The sequence below is a fragment of the Streptomyces sp. NPDC053493 genome (assembly GCF_044544825.1).
Taxonomy (GTDB): domain Bacteria; phylum Actinomycetota; class Actinomycetes; order Streptomycetales; family Streptomycetaceae; genus Streptomyces.
On sequence record NZ_JBITXS010000011.1, the window covers coordinates 100,410 to 115,307 of the forward strand.

The window sequence follows — 14,898 nt, forward strand, 5'->3', positions numbered from 1 at the left end:
AGAAGGAGCACGAGGTGACCAACCCCGCCGAGAGTCTGGTGGATCTGCTCGACCTGGAGCGGATCGAGGTGAACATCTTCCGCGGCCGCAGCCCGCAGGAGTCGCTCCAGCGGGTCTTCGGCGGGCAGGTCGCCGGCCAGGCCCTGGTGGCGGCCGGGCGGACCGTGGCCGACGAGCGCCCGGTGCACTCGCTGCACGCCTATTTCCTGCGTCCCGGGCGGCCGGGCGTGCCGATCGTCTACCAGGTGGAGCGGGTGCGCGACGGGCGGTCCTTCACCACGCGCCGGGTCACCGCGGTGCAGGAGGGCCGGACGATCTTCAATCTGACGGCCTCCTTCCACCTGCCCGAGGAGGGCGCCTTCGAGCACCAGCTGCCGCCCCGGCACCTCACCGACCCCGAGAGCCTGCCACGGCTCGCGGACGAGATCCGCGACCACCTCGGGGCGCTGCCGGAGGCCCTGGAGCGGATGGCGCGCCGCCAGCCCTTCGACATCCGGTACGTGGACCGGCTGCGCTGGACGAAGGACGAGGTCGAGGGCGCGGACCCGCGCAGCGCGGTGTGGATGCGGGCGGTGGGACCGCTGGGCGACGACCCGCTGGTGCACACCTGCGCCCTCACGTACGCCTCGGACATGACCCTCCTCGACGCGGTGCGCATCCCGGTCGAGCCGCTGTGGGGCCCGCGCGGCTTCGACATGGCGTCCCTGGACCACGCGATGTGGTTCCACCGCCCGTTCCGCGCGGACGAGTGGTTCCTCTACGACCAGGAGTCCCCGATCGCCACGGGCGGCCGCGGCCTGGCCCGCGGCCGGATCTACGACCGCGAGGGCCGCCTCCTGGTCTCGGTCGTCCAGGAGGGCCTCTTCCGCAAGCTCTAGGGACAGGCGGTCCGCCCAGGGCTCCTCCGGAGCCGGGAAAACGTGCCTCGCCTCACCAGAGCCATGAGGAACGTCCTCTCAGACGCCGGGCAGCGGGTCCTGGACGACCTCGTGGCGGCGGGTGCGGATGGTCGGGCCCGAGGGGTGGAGCTTGGCGTCGCAGGAGGGGCCGAGGCCGGTGCGGCGGGATTCCGTGCCGGTCAGCGGGCGCCCGCACAGGCGGCACCACACCCGGGCCGGCGGCGCCTCCTCGGGCCCGGCGGAATCGATCTCGATTGCCAGTGGTTCGTCTCCCATGTTGAGATCAAACCTCATTCCCCCAAGGAGCCCCCATGAGCCTCTACGAGATTCCGCTGACGACCCTCACCGGCGACCCGATCTCCCTCGCCGACTTCCGCGACCGCGCCGTGCTGGTCGTGAACGTCGCCTCGAAGTGCGGTCTGACCCCGCAGTACGCCGGTCTGGAGCGGCTGCAGAAGGAGTACGGCGAGCGCGGCTTCACCGTGCTCGGTGTGCCGTGCAACCAGTTCGCGGGCCAGGAGCCGGGCAGCGCGGAGGAGATCCAGACCTTCTGCTCGGCGACGTACGGCGTGAGCTTCCCGCTCCTGGAGAAGACCGACGTCAACGGCGCCGGCCGGCACCCGCTGTACGCCGAGCTGACCAAGGTCGCGGACGCCGACGGCGAGGCCGGCGACATCCAGTGGAACTTCGAGAAGTTCCTGATCGGCCGGGACGGCGCGGTCACCCGCTTCCGTCCGCGCACCGAGCCCGAGGCCCCCGAGGTCGTCGCGGCGATCGAGGCGCAGCTTGTCTGAGCCGGGGGTGGTGGAGCGGTTGCGGGCCGCGGGCTGCGTCTTCGCCGAGGAGGAGGCGGAGCTGCTGCGCGCGGCGGCGACCGGTCCGGTCGAGCTCGACGCGCTGGTCGAGCGGCGGGTTGCGGGGCTTCCGCTGGAGCACGTGGTGGGCTGGGCCGATTTCGCGGGGCTGCGGATCGAGGTGGACGAGGGCGTCTTCGTGCCGCGCCGGCGTACGGAGTTCCTGATCGGCCGGGCGGTCGGCCTGGCCCGGCCGGGCGCGGTGTGCGTGGACCTGTGCTGCGGCTCGGGCGCGGCGGCGGCCGTGCTGCTGGCCTCCGTCGAGGGCGCGGAGGTGCACGCCTCCGACATCGAGCCGGCCGCGGTGCGCTGCGCCCGGCGGAACGTGGAGCCGCGCGGCGGCCGGGTGTACGAGGGCGACCTCTTCGACCCGTTGCCGCCCGAGCTGCGCGGCCGCGTCGACGTCCTGGTCGCGAACGTCCCGTACGTACCGAGCGGCGACGTGGCCCTGCTGCCGCCCGAGGCCCGCGACCACGAGCCGCTGGTCGCCTTGGACGGCGGCGCGGACGGACTCGACGTGCTGCGCCGGGTCGCGGCCGACGCCGTGGACTGGCTGGCCCCGGGCGGCCGCCTCCTGGTGGAGACCAGCGAACGCCAGGCCGCCGCGGCGGTGACGGCGGTCACGGCCCACGGCCTGGCGGCGGAGATCGTCGAGGACGAGGAGTGGTACGCGACGGTGCTCGTGGCGACACGGACCGGACGGGACATTCCGGGCGCGGCCGCGAGCGCGTCTCGTTGACGGGTGGGTCCGTCGGCCTGACGGGGCTGTCCGGTCTCCGGCTTCGCCGGCGGGCCGCGACCGTCCTCAGTCGTCCGACGGGGCCGGCGGCGGGTCCAGGGCTTCCAGCGTGCCGGTAGGAGCGCCGCCCGCGGCCAGGCCGCCCACGGCGTAGACGCAGGTGCCCGTCTGGCCCGGTGGGCAGACGGTGGTCGCCGCGCCCAGGGCGAGGCGGGGCGTCGGCATCGCCGGGAGCGTGGTCCAGACGTTGGAGGCAGGGTTGTACGACTCGACGGTGCCGGTCGCCCCGGGTGCCGAGCCGCCCACCGCGTACACGCAGGTGCCGGCCTGTCCGACCGGGCAGGGCGCGGCGGCCGCGGCCAGGTCCGAGCGGGGTCCGGGAAGCGCGGTCACCGGGCTCCAGGCGTTGGTGGCGGGGTTGTAGGACTCGACCGTGGCCACGTTCGCGGTGCCGTTGTTACCGCCCGTCGCGTAGACGCAGGTGCCGCTCTGCCCGGCCGGGCAGGGCGCCGTCGCGGCGGCCAGGAAGATCCGGGGCGCGCTCAGCGGGGGCAGCGTGCTCCAGGCGTTGGTGACGGGGTTGTACGACTCGACCGTGGCCACGTTCGCGGTGCCGGTGTTGCCGCCGATCGCGTAGACGCAGGTCCCCGCCTGCCCCAGCGGACAGGGCCCGGCCGTCGATGCCAGGGCCGCCCGCGGCGTCGGCATCGCCGGGAGCGAGCTCCAGGCGTTGGTGGCGGGGTTGTACGACTCGACCGTCGCCACGGTCGCGTCGGCGGTGTTCAGGCCGCCCACGGAGTAGACACAGGTTCCGGACTGCCCCACGGGGCAGGGCGCGGCGGCCGCGGCCAGGCGGCGCCGGGGTACGGACAAGGGGCTCACCGTCGACCAGGCGTTGGTGAGCCGGTTGTACGACTCGGTCGTGCCCGTACTGGTGCCGCCACTGTTGCCGCCCACCGAGTAGACGCACGTGCCGGTCTGCCCCACCGGGCAGGGCGCGGCGGCCGCGGCCAGGCCCCAGCGGACGGTGGGCGTCGACGGCAGGGTGGTCCAGACCGTCCCGTTGGTGGCCGCCGCCGGCAGGACGCCGAGCAGGACGACGGTCAAGGCCAGCGCGGCGGTCACGGTCGGCAGCGGCGCGAACCGGTGGGCGGCGGACCGGGCGCGGCCGCGCCCGGTCCTCATCCGCAGGAGAGATGCGATTCGTCGTGACAACACCGGCCTCCTCGTGCTCGGCCGGCGCCTCCGGCCGGTCCATGGCCTCAGCGGAACCGCACCGCGAGTCCTACGCAGGCCAGGTGGGCCGGATGAACCGCACCTCGACCGACGCGGGTGAATCCCGTCACTCCGATGGCGCGGACGGTGCCGCCGGGCGGAGTGCGGGCCCCTAGACGGGCGGCGAACAACAGCCCGGACGCGACCTAGGGTTTCGCGGGCGGCTTCTGGAGTTCCGACAGGGATCTCTGGTGGGTTCCGCTGGCCGCGTAGGCCAGTCCGTAGCGTTCCTTCATCCGGTGCGTCTCCGACGCGGTGGGGCGGCGCTCCAGCGCCTCCCGGGTGCCCACGACGGCCACGAGATCCGGTCCGAAGGGTGACTCCGACACCACCTCGTGCAGGACCCACCACAGGGTGACGTAGTGCTGGGCACGGGTGTGCTCCAGGACCGCCGTGCTGTGTTCGATGCGCGACTGGAAGCGGAAGGTGTTCACGGGGCTTCCGCCGGTGATCCACTCGGGGGCCTTCGCGGCGGAGCCGTACCGGAACTCCTTGTCCCATGAACTGGCGCCGGACCGGGTGTAGTCGTCGATGAGCTTCGCCCGGTCCTTTCTCAGGTAGGCGACGTTCGCGGTGGCGGTCAGCACCTCGTAGGCGCGTTCCTTCGGGAACTCGACGATCTTGTGGGTCACGATGTCCGCGCCCGGCTCCAGCGTCGGGGCCGGGCCCGAGCGCCCGACGAACGAGCCCTGGGCGAGCAGCTCGTGGCCGTAGGGCGGGATGTCGGTGTAGCACAGCAGGTCCCGCTGGCCGGTGTTGAGGTCCTGCAGCCAGTCCCGGTCCTGGCGGGGCCGTGACACGTACCAGGACGGCCGCGCACTCACCTGGTAGAGGGAGCCGAGGACGTACACCGCCACGTCACCCGTGTTGCGCGTCCGCAGGCGCAGCGGGAGGCTGACCGACCCGTTCGGCCGCACCGTCGGGGTGCCGAACTCCACCGTCGTCGCGACCAGGGCCTTGGCGGTGTACGGCTGATAGACCTGCGTGTACATGAAGTTGGCGACCGCGAGGACTCCCGCGAGGCCCACACCCGCGGCGAAGCCCTTGGGATGCGGGATGCTGCTCCAGACTCCCGCCCGGTAGAGCCGGAGCAGCGCCCAACAGGAGCAGGGCAGCAGGATCAGGAAGAAGGCGTAAGGAGTGAAGGCGCCGTCGAGGTGGAGGACGAGCAGGACCACGTTGGTCAGGACGCAGATCAGCAGGCCGACGACGACGAGCGCGCCGGAGTACTTCGCCGGCCGGGGCCGGGCGAGGTTGAAGAGGGCACCGACGGCGACCACCTCGAGGATCGCCGCCGTGAGGAGGACGACGCCGCCGATGCGGCCCGCGTAGGTCAGCGCGTCGGTCACGTCCGACGCGCCGAACAGCGCCAGCTCGACGGCCGTCGCCCCGAGGGTCCCGGCGATCAGGACCCAGGGGACGAGTTGCTTCCACGATGTCCGCTGCGACTCGGGCATGCCAGGACGATGCACCGCCGGCTCGGCCGTGGCCCAGCCGCCCCACCGTGCCGTCCGGGTGACGCGGTGGGGCCGGCCGGTCTAGACGTTACGGCGCCGCAGGCGGCAGCGGGCCGGACCCAGGGCCTGGAGGGTGATGGCGGAGCCGAGCGGGACATGGGTGTCGACGGCCTCCAGCTCGTGGTCGCGCAGGATCATCGCGAGCGCGATCACGGACTCCAGCATCGAGAAGTGCTGGCCGATGCAGGCGCGCGGACCGCCGCCGAAGGGGAACCAGGCGTAGCGCGGGCGGGCGGCCTCGGCCTCGGGTGTGAAGCGGTCCGGGTCGAAACGCTCCGGGTCGTCCCAGTAGCGGGGGTGCCGGTGGGTGACCCACGGGGAGACGATCACGTCGGCGCCCGCGGGGATGGCGTAGCCGCCGATCTCGGTGGCCTCGACGGCCCGGCGGCCGATGGCCGGGGCGGCCGGGAAGAGCCGCATGGCCTCCTTGAGGACCTGGGTGAGGTACGGCAGGGCGTCGAGATCCGCGGCGGTCGGCGTACGGCCGGCGAGGACCCGGTCGAGTTCCTCATGGACCCGCTTCTGCGCCTCCGGGTGGCGGGCGAGGAGGTGGAGGGAGAAGGCGAGCGAGGTGGCGGTCGTCTCGTGGCCGGCGAGCAGGAACACCAGGACCTGTTCGCGCAGTTCGGCCGCGTCGAAGCCGCGGCCCTCGGCGCCGTGCTCGTCGCCGCCGGCGGCGACGAGCAGGGTCAGCAGGTCCCGGCCCTCGCTCCCGGCGCCGGCCGCCTGCCGCTCGGCGATGATCCGGTCGCAGACCGCGTACAGCTCCTCGTGGGCCGCCGCGGCCAGCCGGTTGCCGGGCGTGGGCCAGTGGCGCGGGAACTTGCGGGGCGAGTAGCCGCGGCGGGAGACGTAGGCGCCGAGGACGGGGAAGCAGCGCTCGACGATGCCGACGGCGGCCTCCACGTCGGTGCCGAAGAGGATGCGGGCGACGGCCCGCAGGGCGAGTCCGGTCATCTCGTGGACGACGTCGACGGTCTCCTCGCCGCGCTCGCGCCAGCCGTCGGTGAGCCGGGTGACCTCGGTGGCGACGGCGGAGGCGTAGGTCTCGACGCTGCGGCGGGTGAACAGCGGCTGGACCAGGCGCCGTTGCCGCAGGTAGTCGCCGTCCTGGCTGGTGAGAAGGCCGTTGCCGAAGGACTCGCGGATCTCCTGGTAGAAGGCGTTTTCCTTACGGAAGTTGGCGGCGTCGCCGGCCAGGACCTGCTGGGCGCCCTCGGCGGAGAAGACGCAGTGCACGACGGCGCGCGCCCCGGGCGGTCCCGCGGTGATGCGGACGACGTCGCCGTGGTCGCGGCGGGCCTTGAGGAAGGTGCCGAGCGAGTCGTTCTTGAGGTCGAGCAGTGAGCCGAGCAGCGGGATGCCGGTGAGTTCGGGTGTCGCCTGTGCGGTGGTCGTCGCCATCGTGCCGTTCCCCCTCGGTGCGCTTCGGTGGCGCGTCGATTCTGCCCGAGCGGGTGACCGGCCGGTAGGCGGCGCGTCGGATGTGCGGCAGGGGTCGTTGTCAGTGGCGTCTGGGACGCTTCCGGCATGGACGCACCCGAGTTGACCCTTCAGCTGACCATCGACTGTGCCGACGCGCGGCGCCTGGTCGTCTTCTGGGCCGAGGCCCTGCGCTACGTGCCGGAGCCGCCGCCCGAGGGTCACCCGAGCTGGAACGCGTACTGGCGGGCGATCGGCGTCCCCGAGGACGAGTTGGCGGACGGCGCGGGCGAGCTCCCGGAGTCGATCGTCGACCCGAAGGGCGTCGGCCCCCGCGTCTGGTTCCAGCAGGTCCCCGAGCCCAAGACGGTCAAGAACCGGCTCCACCTCGACCTGAAGGTCGGCGGCGGCCGCACCACCCCGCTCCCCCTCCGCCGCGAACGCGTCGACGCCGAGGTGACCCGCCTGACCGCCCTCGGCGCCTCCGTGCTCTACAGAATGGACCAGCCCGACGGTATGGAGTACTACGCGGTGGTCCTCCAGGACCCGGAGGGCAACGAGTTCTGCGTGGTGTGACGACCTGGCCGGGGCCCGGGGGAAGCCCCGGGGCCCCGGGGCGCCAGGGGGGCGGTCAGCGGATGGGGATGCCGGAGAGGGTGCGGGCGATGACCAGGCGCTGGATTTCGCTGGTGCCCTCGAAGATGGTGTAGATCGCGGCGTCGCGGTGCATCCGCTCGACCGGGTACTCGCGGGTGTAGCCGTTGCCGCCGAGGATCTGGATGGCCTGCGCGGTGACCTTCTTGGCCACCTCGCTCGCGTACAGCTTGGACATCGAGCCCTCGGCGGAGGTGAAGGGCCTGCCCGCGGTCGCCATCCAGGAGGCGCGCCAGACCAGGAGGCGGGCGGCGTCGATCTGGGTGCGCATGTCGGCGAGCTGGAAGGCGACGCCCTGGTTGTCGATGATGGGCCGGCCGAACTGCTCGCGGGTCTTGGCGTAGTCGAGGGCGACCTCGTACGCGGCGCGGGCGGTGCCGACGGCCATCGCGCCGACGGCCGGGCGGGAGGCCTCGAAGGTGGCCATGGCCGCGTTCTTCACGCGCTCGCCGCCGTTCTTGGCGCGCTCACGGGCGCGGGCGAGGCGCTCGTCGAGCTTCTCCTTGCCGCCGAGGAGGCAGTGGCCGGGGACCCGAACGTTCTCGAGGACGACCTCGGCGGTGTGGGAGGCGCGGATGCCGTGCTTCTGGAACTTCTGTCCCTGGGAGAGGCCGGGAGTGTTCGGCGGCACGATGAAGGAGGCGTGGCCCTTGGAGCCGAGCTCCGGGTCGACGACGGCGACGACGACGTGGACGTTGGCGATGCCGCCGTTGGTCGCCCAGGTCTTGGTGCCGTTGATCACCCACTCGTCCTTGGCCTCGTCGTAGACGGCGCGGGTGCGCATGGAGGCCACGTCGGAGCCGGCGTCGGGCTCGGAGGAGCAGAAGGCGGCGACCTTCACGTCGGCGGCGTCGCCGTACATCTGCGGGACCCAGGTGCCGATCTGCTCCTCGGTGCCGTTGGCGAGGACGCCGACGGCGGCCAGGCCGGTCCCGACGATCGACAGGGCGATGCCGGCGTCGCCCCAGAAGAGCTCCTCCATGGTCATCGGGATGCCGAGGCCGGTCGGGTCGAAGAACTGCTGGGCGTAGAAGTCGAGGGAGTAGATTCCGAGCTTGGCCGCTTCCTGGATGATGGGCCAGGGGGTCTCCTCACGCTCGTCCCACTCGGCCGCCGCGGGGCGCATCACGTCGGCGGCGAAGCCGTGGAGCCAGTCGCGCACCTGCTTCTGGTCGTCGTTGAGTTCGAGCGTGAACTCGGCCATGGTCCCTCCCAGACTGCTGTTACTTGCGGTAACAGCAGTCTGTTACCGACGGGTAGATGCTGTCAACCAGCAACGGAGCCCTTCCCGCTGACCACCGCCGGACGGCACCGGGTGCCGCTCGGGTGTTACGTTGCGGACAGCCTCAGGAATTCGTACGGGCGGGGAGAGACGCTTATGGACACCACACACCGGACCACCACCGACCAGCAGAAGCCGGCCGACCAGCGGCGCCGTGAACTGCTGGAGGCGGCGGACCGCGTGGTGCTGCGGGACGGCCCCAAGGCCTCCATGAACGCGATCGCCGCCGAGGCCGGGATCACCAAGCCCATCCTCTACCGCCACTTCGGCGACAAGGGCGGCCTCTACCGCGCCCTCGCCACCCGGCACACCGACGCGCTGCTCTCGGCGCTGCGGGCCGCGCTCGACGCGCCGTCCGACCGGCGCCGGCGGGTCGAGTCGACCCTCGACACCTATCTGGCCTCCATCGAGGCCATGCCGCAGGTCTACCGCTTCCTCATGCACCCCGCCGAGGAGCCCCACCAGTCCGAGCAGGGCTTCGACGTCGGCCGCCACTCCGCGCCGCTGCTGCGGCGCATGGGCGAGGAGCTCGGCCAGGTCATCGCCGAGCGCGTCGACCTCGGCCCCGGCAGCGAGGCCCAGGCCCGGATCTGGGGCCACGGCATCGTCGGCATGATGCACGCCGCGGGCGACTGGTGGCTCGGCGAACGGCCCTGCTCCCGCGCGGAGTTGGTCCGCAGCCTGGCGGACCTGTTGTGGGGCCGCCTGGCCCAGGCGGGCGACCGCGCGGACGGCCCCGGATTCTGAGAAAGGCCGAGGAGGCCGGAGGCCCGGAGGCGGCCCCGAGCTCCGAGGAGGCCCGGGGGCCCGAAGGCGGCCCGAGCCCCGAGGGCGGCTGGCGCTCCGAGGGCGGCCCGGTCTCCGAGCAGACGCCCGGTCCCTCACCTCCGTCCGCCTCAGCTCTCCAGCGCCTCCACGCCCGCTCCCCACGGCTGCTTCCGGATCGTGCGCAGGAGCTTGCGGCGGGCGCGGCCCGTCACGTGGTCCGCGTAGACGGTGCCCTCGAGGTGGTCGCACTCGTGCTGGAGGCAGCGGGCGAAGAAGCCGGTGCCCTCGATGCGGACCGGCGTGCCGTCGAGGCGGACGCCCTCGACGACCGTCCGGTCGAAGCGGGGCGTCGGCGCCTCCGGGCCCGGCAGCGACAGGCAGCCCTCCGGGCCGCGGATCACGTCGCCGTCGGCCGCCACGAGCCGCGGGTTCACCACGTGGCCCAGGTGCCGCACGTCCTCGTCGTCCGGGCAGTCGTAGACGAACACCCGCAACCCCACGCCCACCTGGTTCGCGGCGAGGCCGACGCCGTTCGCCGCGTACATCGTGGCGAACATGTCCTCGACGAGCCGGGCGAGCTCCGGTCCGAAGTCGGTGACGGGTTCGCACGGGGTGTGCAGCACCGGGTCGCCGAGCAGGGTCATCGCTCGGACGTGGCCGGAACTGCCGGGGATCAACCGGTTTCGCATGGGCGCAAGGGTACGTTCAGGGGGCAGCGGCTCCCGTCGGCGGTGCCGCGGTTCGGGCTCCTGGCCGGATCTCGATAGGCTGAGCCCGGACCGACGCAAGGAGGAACAAGGACGATGTCAGGCAGCAACTCGGAGCCGCTGTCGGCGCGCGCCAAGCTGGCCGTGACGGCCGGCAAGGCCGCCGCCGCCGTTTCGCGGGCAGCGGGACGCGGCAGCGGATCGGTGATCGGCGGCCGCGTCGCCCTCAAGCTCGACCCCGATCTGCTGGGGGCGCTCGCGCAGCATCTGGACGTCGTGCTCGTGTCGGCGACCAACGGCAAGACCACCACGACCCGTCTGATCGCCGAGGCGCTGCGCGCCAGCGGCCCCGTCGTGTCGAACGCGCTCGGCGCCAACATGCCCGCGGGCATCACCTCCGCCCTGGCCGGCGGCTCGGACGCCCGCTACGGCGTCATCGAGGTCGACGAGAAGTACCTGGCCGGCGTCGCCCGGGACACCACTCCCAAGGCCATCGCGCTGCTCAACCTCTCCCGCGACCAGCTCGACCGCGCGGCCGAGACCCGGATGCTGGCCGAGAAGTGGCGCGAGGGCCTCAACGGCACCAAGGCCGTGGTCATCGCCAACGCCGACGACCCGCTGATCGTCTGGGCCGCCTCCTCCTCGCCGAACGTGGTGTGGGTCGCCGTGGGCCAGGAGTGGAAGGACGACGCCTGGTCGTGCCCCTCCTGCGGCGGTGTGCTGCAGCGTCCGGGCGACGACTGGTTCTGCGGCGAGTGCGGCTTCCGCCGTCCCGCGCCGAGCTGGGCCCTCAACGGAGACCACGTGCTCGACCCGCACGGCTCCGCCTGGCCGATCCACCTCCAGCTGCCCGGCCGCGCCAACAAGGCCAACGCCGCCACCTCGGCCGCCGTCGCCGCGGTCTTCGGCGTGCCGCCGCAGGTCGCGCTGGAGCGCATGTATCAGGTGCAGGCCGTCGCCGGCCGCTACGACGTCGTCTCCTTCCAGGGCCGTGAGCTGCGGCTGCTGCTCGCCAAGAACCCGGCGGGCTGGCTCGAGACGTTCAGCCTGATCGACCAGCCGCCGACGCCGGTGATCCTCTCCGTGAACGCCCGCGGCGCCGACGGCACGGACACCTCGTGGCTGTGGGACGTGGACTACGGGCGCCTCGCCGGCCACCCGATCATGGTGATCGGCGACCGCAAGCTGGACCTCGCGGTCCGCCTGGAGGTCGCGGGCGTGGACTTCCGCGTGTGCGAGTCGCTCGACGAGGCCGTCACGGTGGCGCCGCCCGGCCAGATCGAGCTGATCGCCAACTACACCGCCTTCCAGGACGTCCGCCGCCGCGTCGGCAACTGACCCGACACGACCTCGCAGAAGGACTTGCAGCATGAGTGACAGCAGCCTGCGTCTGGTCTGGGTCTACCCGGACCTGCTCAGCACCTACGGCGACCAGGGCAACGTCCTCGTCGTCGAGCGCCGTGCCCGCCAGCGCGGCCTCAGCGTCGAGCGCGTCGACGTGCGCAGCGACCAGCCGATCCCGACCTCCGGCGACATCTATCTGATCGGTGGCGGCGAGGACCGGCCGCAGCGGCTCGCGGCCGAGCGGCTCGGCCGGGACGGCGGCCTGAACCGGGCCGCCGCCAACGGCGCGATCATCTTCTCGGTGTGCGCCGGCTACCAGATCCTGGGCCACGAGTTCGTCAACGACGTCGGCGAGCGCCAGCCGGGCCTCGGCCTGCTCGACGTGACCACGGTCCGCGGCGAGGGCGCCCGCTGCGTCGGCGACGTGCTCGCCGACATCGACCCGCAGCTGGGCCTGCCCCAGCTCACCGGGTTCGAGAACCACCAGGGCGTCACCCACCTCGGTCCGACCGCCCGCCCGTTCGCCCGGACCGTGTTCGGCAACGGCAACGGCAGCGGCGACGGCACCGAGGGCGCGTACAACGACACGGTCTTCGGCACCTACATGCACGGCCCCGTCATGGCGCGCAACCCGCAGATCGCGGACCTGCTCCTGAAGCTGGCCCTCGACGTGAACGCGCTGCCGCCGACGGACGACCGCTGGTACGAGGCGCTGCGCGCCGAGCGCATCGCCGCCGCCACGCAGCCCGCCTGACACCGACCGCACGTCCGACGTCGACGGCACGTCTGACACCGACCGCGCGTCCGACACCGACGGCACGTCTGACATCGGCGGCCGGCCTGGCATCGACTGCACGTCTGAGCACGCCTGCGCACATTGGATTCGTAAGTAAATACGGTGTCCAATCTGCGGACATCCGGTTCGGCCCCGCCACCCGGCACCGATAGGGTGGCGGGGATCCAGCCGGACGACGTGGTCCGGGAGTCGGCCCACGTTGCAAAGGTTTTTCGGGCTATGCGCATTGGTGTGCTCACCTCCGGCGGAGACTGCCCCGGTCTGAACGCCGTCATCCGGTCCGTCGTGCACCGCGCCGTCGTCGACCACGGCGACGAGGTCATCGGCTTCCACGACGGATGGAAGGGCCTCCTGGAGGCCGACTACCGCAAGCTGGACCTCGACGCGGTCGGCGGCATCCTCGCCCGCGGCGGCACCATCCTCGGTTCCTCCCGGGTCCAGCCGGCCCATCTGGTCGACGGCGTCGAGCGCGCCCGCGGCCATGTCGCCGACCTCGGCATCGACGCGATCATCCCGATCGGCGGCGAGGGCACCCTGAAGGCGGCGAACCTGCTCTCCGAGGCCGGGCTGCCGATCGTCGGCGTCCCGAAGACCATCGACAACGACATCGCCTCGACCGACGTCACCTTCGGCTTCGACACCGCCGTCACCGTGGCCACCGAGGCCCTCGACCGGCTGAAGACCACCGCCGAGTCCCACCAGCGCGTCCTGATCGTCGAGGTCATGGGCCGGCACACCGGCTGGATCGCGCTGCACTCCGGCATGGCGGCCGGCGCGCACGCCATCGTGGTGCCCGAGCGGCCCTTCGACATCGACGAGCTGACCGCCCGGGTCGGCGCCCGATTCGAGGACGGCAAGCGCTTCGCGATCGTCGTGGTCGCCGAGGGCGCGAAGCCGCGCGAGGACGGCTCGATGGAGTTCAAGACCGCCGGCACCGACATCTACGGCCACGAGCGCTTCACCGGCGTGGCCAACCAGCTGTCGGTCGAGCTGGAGCGGCGCCTCGGCAAGGAGGCCCGCCCGGTGATCCTGGGCCACGTCCAGCGCGGCGGCACCCCGACCGCGTACGACCGCGTCCTCGCGACCCGCTTCGGCTGGCACGCGGTGGAGGCGGCGCACCGCGGCGACTTCGGCATGATGACCTCCCTGCGCGGCACCGACATCGAGCTGGTGCCGCTGGCGAAGGCCGTGGAGACCCTGAAGACCGTCCCGACCGAGCGCTACACCGAGGCGGAGAACGTGCTCTGAGCACCCGGTGAGCGCCGTGCGCGCGCCACGAACCGCCCCCGGTCGCGATCGCGGCCGGGGGCGGTTCTAGTCTGGTGCGGACAACAAGCGCGAATCGGGCTCCAGGAGTAGACACGATGGATCACAGCGGGCACGGCATGACCACGGATATGCCGCCGTTCACGCTGGGGCGGGCCCTGGAGTTCTCTCCCGACCTGTTCTTCCTGCTCGGCTCGCTGGCCGCGCTCGGCCTGTACGGGTGGGGCGTGGCGCGGCTGCGGCGACGCGGCGACGCCTGGCCGGTGAGCCGGACGGTCTTCTTCGCGCTGGGCGTGCTGAGCATCGCACTTGTGATGTGCACCAAGCTCAACGACTACGGCATGGTCATGTTCAGCGTGCACATGGTGCAGCACATGGTGATCTCCATGCTGTCGCCGATCCTGCTGCTGCTCGGCGCGCCGGTGACGCTGGCGCTGCGGGCGCTTCCGGTGGCGGGCCGCGGCTCGACGGGGCCGCGCGAGCTGCTGCTCAAGCTGCTGCACAGCCGCTACATGCGGATCGTGACGCATCCGGCGTTCACGATCCCGATGTTCATCGCCAGCCTCTACGGGCTGTACTTCACGCCGCTGTTCGACTTCCTGATGGAGTCGACGGCCGGCCACATCGCGATGATGATCCACTTCCTGATGGTGGGTCTGGTCTTCTTCTGGCCGATCATGGGCGTCGACCCGGGTCCGCACCGGCCGGGCTATGTGATGCGGATGCTGGAGCTGTTCGCCGGCATGCCGTTCCACGCCTTCTTCGGCATCGCGCTGATGATGGCGAGCGAGCCGATGGTGAAGGTGTACGAGAACCCGCCGGCCTCGCTGGGCATCGACGCGCTCGCCGACCAGCACGCGGCGGGCGGCATCGCCTGGGCGTTCAGCGAGATCCCGTCGGTGCTGGTGCTGATCGCGCTGGTCTACCAGTGGTACCACTCCGAGCAGCGGCAGGCGGTCCGCAAGGACCGGGCCGCGGACCGGGACGGCGACAAGGAGCTGGAGGCGTACAACGCGTACCTCGCCTCGCTCCAGGCGCGCGGCCGGTAGGTCTCGTAGCGCTCCGTCACCGGCGCACAACGGGAGCGTCCGAGGGCTGGCGCACGCCCCTCCTCCGGGGTCACGATGGCGGGGAGGAGGGCGGAGCGATGATGTCCGGTCCTACGAAGACGATGGGCGCGATCACCTTCGCGGCCCTGGTCCTGACCACCGCGTACACGGTGGCGCTCGGCAGCAGCGGCTGGCTGTGGTTCGGCTGGGTGGTGCTGGGTGTGGCGACCATCGGCATGGCGGCGGCGGACAGCGGTGAGGCGCACGCGCCGCCGCGCCGCCACGGCAGACCGAAGCCCCAGCCCTGAGCCGCAGAGGCCCGAGCC

Annotated in this window: 16 protein-coding genes; 10 read left to right on the top strand and 6 right to left on the bottom strand. The window is 72.4% G+C overall.

Annotated elements, in window-relative coordinates; all coding sequences use genetic code 11:
• Positions 1-14: 14 nt before the first annotated feature.
• Positions 15-878 (top strand): acyl-CoA thioesterase, encoded by an 864-nt coding sequence (locus ACIGO8_RS27460; RefSeq protein WP_399736047.1) that lies wholly within the window; start codon positions 15-17, stop codon positions 876-878.
• 78 nt (positions 879-956) lie between these two features.
• On the opposite strand, the gene ACIGO8_RS27465 is transcribed toward ACIGO8_RS27460, so the two are convergent.
• A complete protein-coding gene (locus ACIGO8_RS27465; RefSeq protein WP_399736050.1) occupies positions 957-1,175 on the bottom strand; it encodes a DUF6011 domain-containing protein in 219 nt (72 codons plus the stop codon).
• 35 nt (positions 1,176-1,210) lie between these two features.
• Here ACIGO8_RS27465 and ACIGO8_RS27470 point away from each other — a divergent pair, with 35 nt between their 5' ends.
• Together ACIGO8_RS27470 and ACIGO8_RS27475 are read left to right on the top strand one after the other, a co-directional pair.
• Positions 1,211-1,693: a glutathione peroxidase gene (locus ACIGO8_RS27470; protein WP_399736053.1), complete on the top strand. Its 483-nt coding sequence runs from the start codon at positions 1,211-1,213 to the stop codon at positions 1,691-1,693.
• Complete coding sequence (locus ACIGO8_RS27475) at positions 1,686-2,492, top strand: putative protein N(5)-glutamine methyltransferase (protein WP_399736056.1); 807 nt, start codon at positions 1,686-1,688, stop codon at positions 2,490-2,492. Before ACIGO8_RS27470 ends, ACIGO8_RS27475 begins: the two co-directional genes overlap by 8 nt.
• A gap of 66 nt (positions 2,493-2,558) precedes the next feature.
• On the opposite strand, the gene ACIGO8_RS27480 is transcribed toward ACIGO8_RS27475, so the two are convergent.
• The 3 genes from ACIGO8_RS27480 to ACIGO8_RS27490 all read right to left on the bottom strand — a co-directional run bounded on the left by ACIGO8_RS27480 (position 2,559) and on the right by ACIGO8_RS27490 (position 6,688).
• Positions 2,559-3,677, bottom strand: a complete 1,119-nt coding sequence (locus ACIGO8_RS27480; protein WP_399736059.1) for a Kelch repeat-containing protein — start codon at positions 3,675-3,677, stop codon at positions 2,559-2,561.
• 236 nt (positions 3,678-3,913) lie between these two features.
• Positions 3,914-5,224: a hypothetical protein gene (locus tag ACIGO8_RS27485; protein WP_399736062.1), complete on the bottom strand. Its 1,311-nt coding sequence runs from the start codon at positions 5,222-5,224 to the stop codon at positions 3,914-3,916.
• Between the two features lie 81 nt (positions 5,225-5,305).
• Positions 5,306-6,688 carry a cytochrome P450 gene (locus ACIGO8_RS27490; protein ID WP_399736065.1) on the bottom strand — a complete coding sequence of 461 codons (1,383 nt, stop codon included), beginning with the start codon at positions 6,686-6,688 and terminating at the stop codon, positions 5,306-5,308.
• A 126-nt stretch (positions 6,689-6,814) separates the two neighbouring features.
• Here ACIGO8_RS27490 and ACIGO8_RS27495 point away from each other — a divergent pair, with 126 nt between their 5' ends.
• Entirely contained in the window at positions 6,815-7,282 is a 468-nt protein-coding gene (locus ACIGO8_RS27495) for a VOC family protein (RefSeq protein ID WP_399736067.1), read from the top strand.
• A gap of 55 nt (positions 7,283-7,337) precedes the next feature.
• Here the strand turns inward: ACIGO8_RS27495 and ACIGO8_RS27500 are convergent, their stop codons facing one another.
• Positions 7,338-8,564, bottom strand: a complete 1,227-nt coding sequence (locus tag ACIGO8_RS27500; RefSeq protein WP_399736070.1) for an acyl-CoA dehydrogenase family protein — start codon at positions 8,562-8,564, stop codon at positions 7,338-7,340.
• A gap of 174 nt (positions 8,565-8,738) precedes the next feature.
• Between ACIGO8_RS27500 and ACIGO8_RS27505 the strand changes: the two genes are divergently transcribed.
• The gene (locus tag ACIGO8_RS27505; protein WP_399736073.1) at positions 8,739-9,389 is read left to right on the top strand and encodes a TetR family transcriptional regulator; all 651 of its coding nucleotides are present in this window, start codon (positions 8,739-8,741) and stop codon (positions 9,387-9,389) included.
• A 149-nt stretch (positions 9,390-9,538) separates the two neighbouring features.
• Here the strand turns inward: ACIGO8_RS27505 and def are convergent, their stop codons facing one another.
• A complete protein-coding gene (def, locus tag ACIGO8_RS27510; RefSeq protein WP_399736075.1) occupies positions 9,539-10,099 on the bottom strand; it encodes a peptide deformylase in 561 nt (186 codons plus the stop codon).
• A 114-nt stretch (positions 10,100-10,213) separates the two neighbouring features.
• Here def and ACIGO8_RS27515 point away from each other — a divergent pair, with 114 nt between their 5' ends.
• The 5 genes from ACIGO8_RS27515 to ACIGO8_RS27535 all read left to right on the top strand — a co-directional run bounded on the left by ACIGO8_RS27515 (position 10,214) and on the right by ACIGO8_RS27535 (position 14,880).
• Complete coding sequence (locus ACIGO8_RS27515) at positions 10,214-11,455, top strand: MurT ligase domain-containing protein (protein WP_399736078.1); 1,242 nt, start codon at positions 10,214-10,216, stop codon at positions 11,453-11,455.
• A 31-nt stretch (positions 11,456-11,486) separates the two neighbouring features.
• Positions 11,487-12,215, top strand: coding sequence for a type 1 glutamine amidotransferase (locus ACIGO8_RS27520; RefSeq protein ID WP_399736081.1), 729 nt, complete (start codon positions 11,487-11,489; stop codon positions 12,213-12,215).
• Between the two features lie 261 nt (positions 12,216-12,476).
• Positions 12,477-13,505 (top strand): 6-phosphofructokinase, encoded by a 1,029-nt coding sequence (locus tag ACIGO8_RS27525; protein ID WP_399736084.1) that lies wholly within the window; start codon positions 12,477-12,479, stop codon positions 13,503-13,505.
• A 116-nt stretch (positions 13,506-13,621) separates the two neighbouring features.
• Positions 13,622-14,572, top strand: coding sequence for a cytochrome c oxidase assembly protein (locus ACIGO8_RS27530; RefSeq protein ID WP_399736087.1), 951 nt, complete (start codon positions 13,622-13,624; stop codon positions 14,570-14,572).
• A 98-nt stretch (positions 14,573-14,670) separates the two neighbouring features.
• A complete protein-coding gene (locus tag ACIGO8_RS27535) occupies positions 14,671-14,880 on the top strand; it encodes a hypothetical protein (protein ID WP_399736439.1) in 210 nt (69 codons plus the stop codon).
• Positions 14,881-14,898 lie beyond the last annotated feature (18 nt).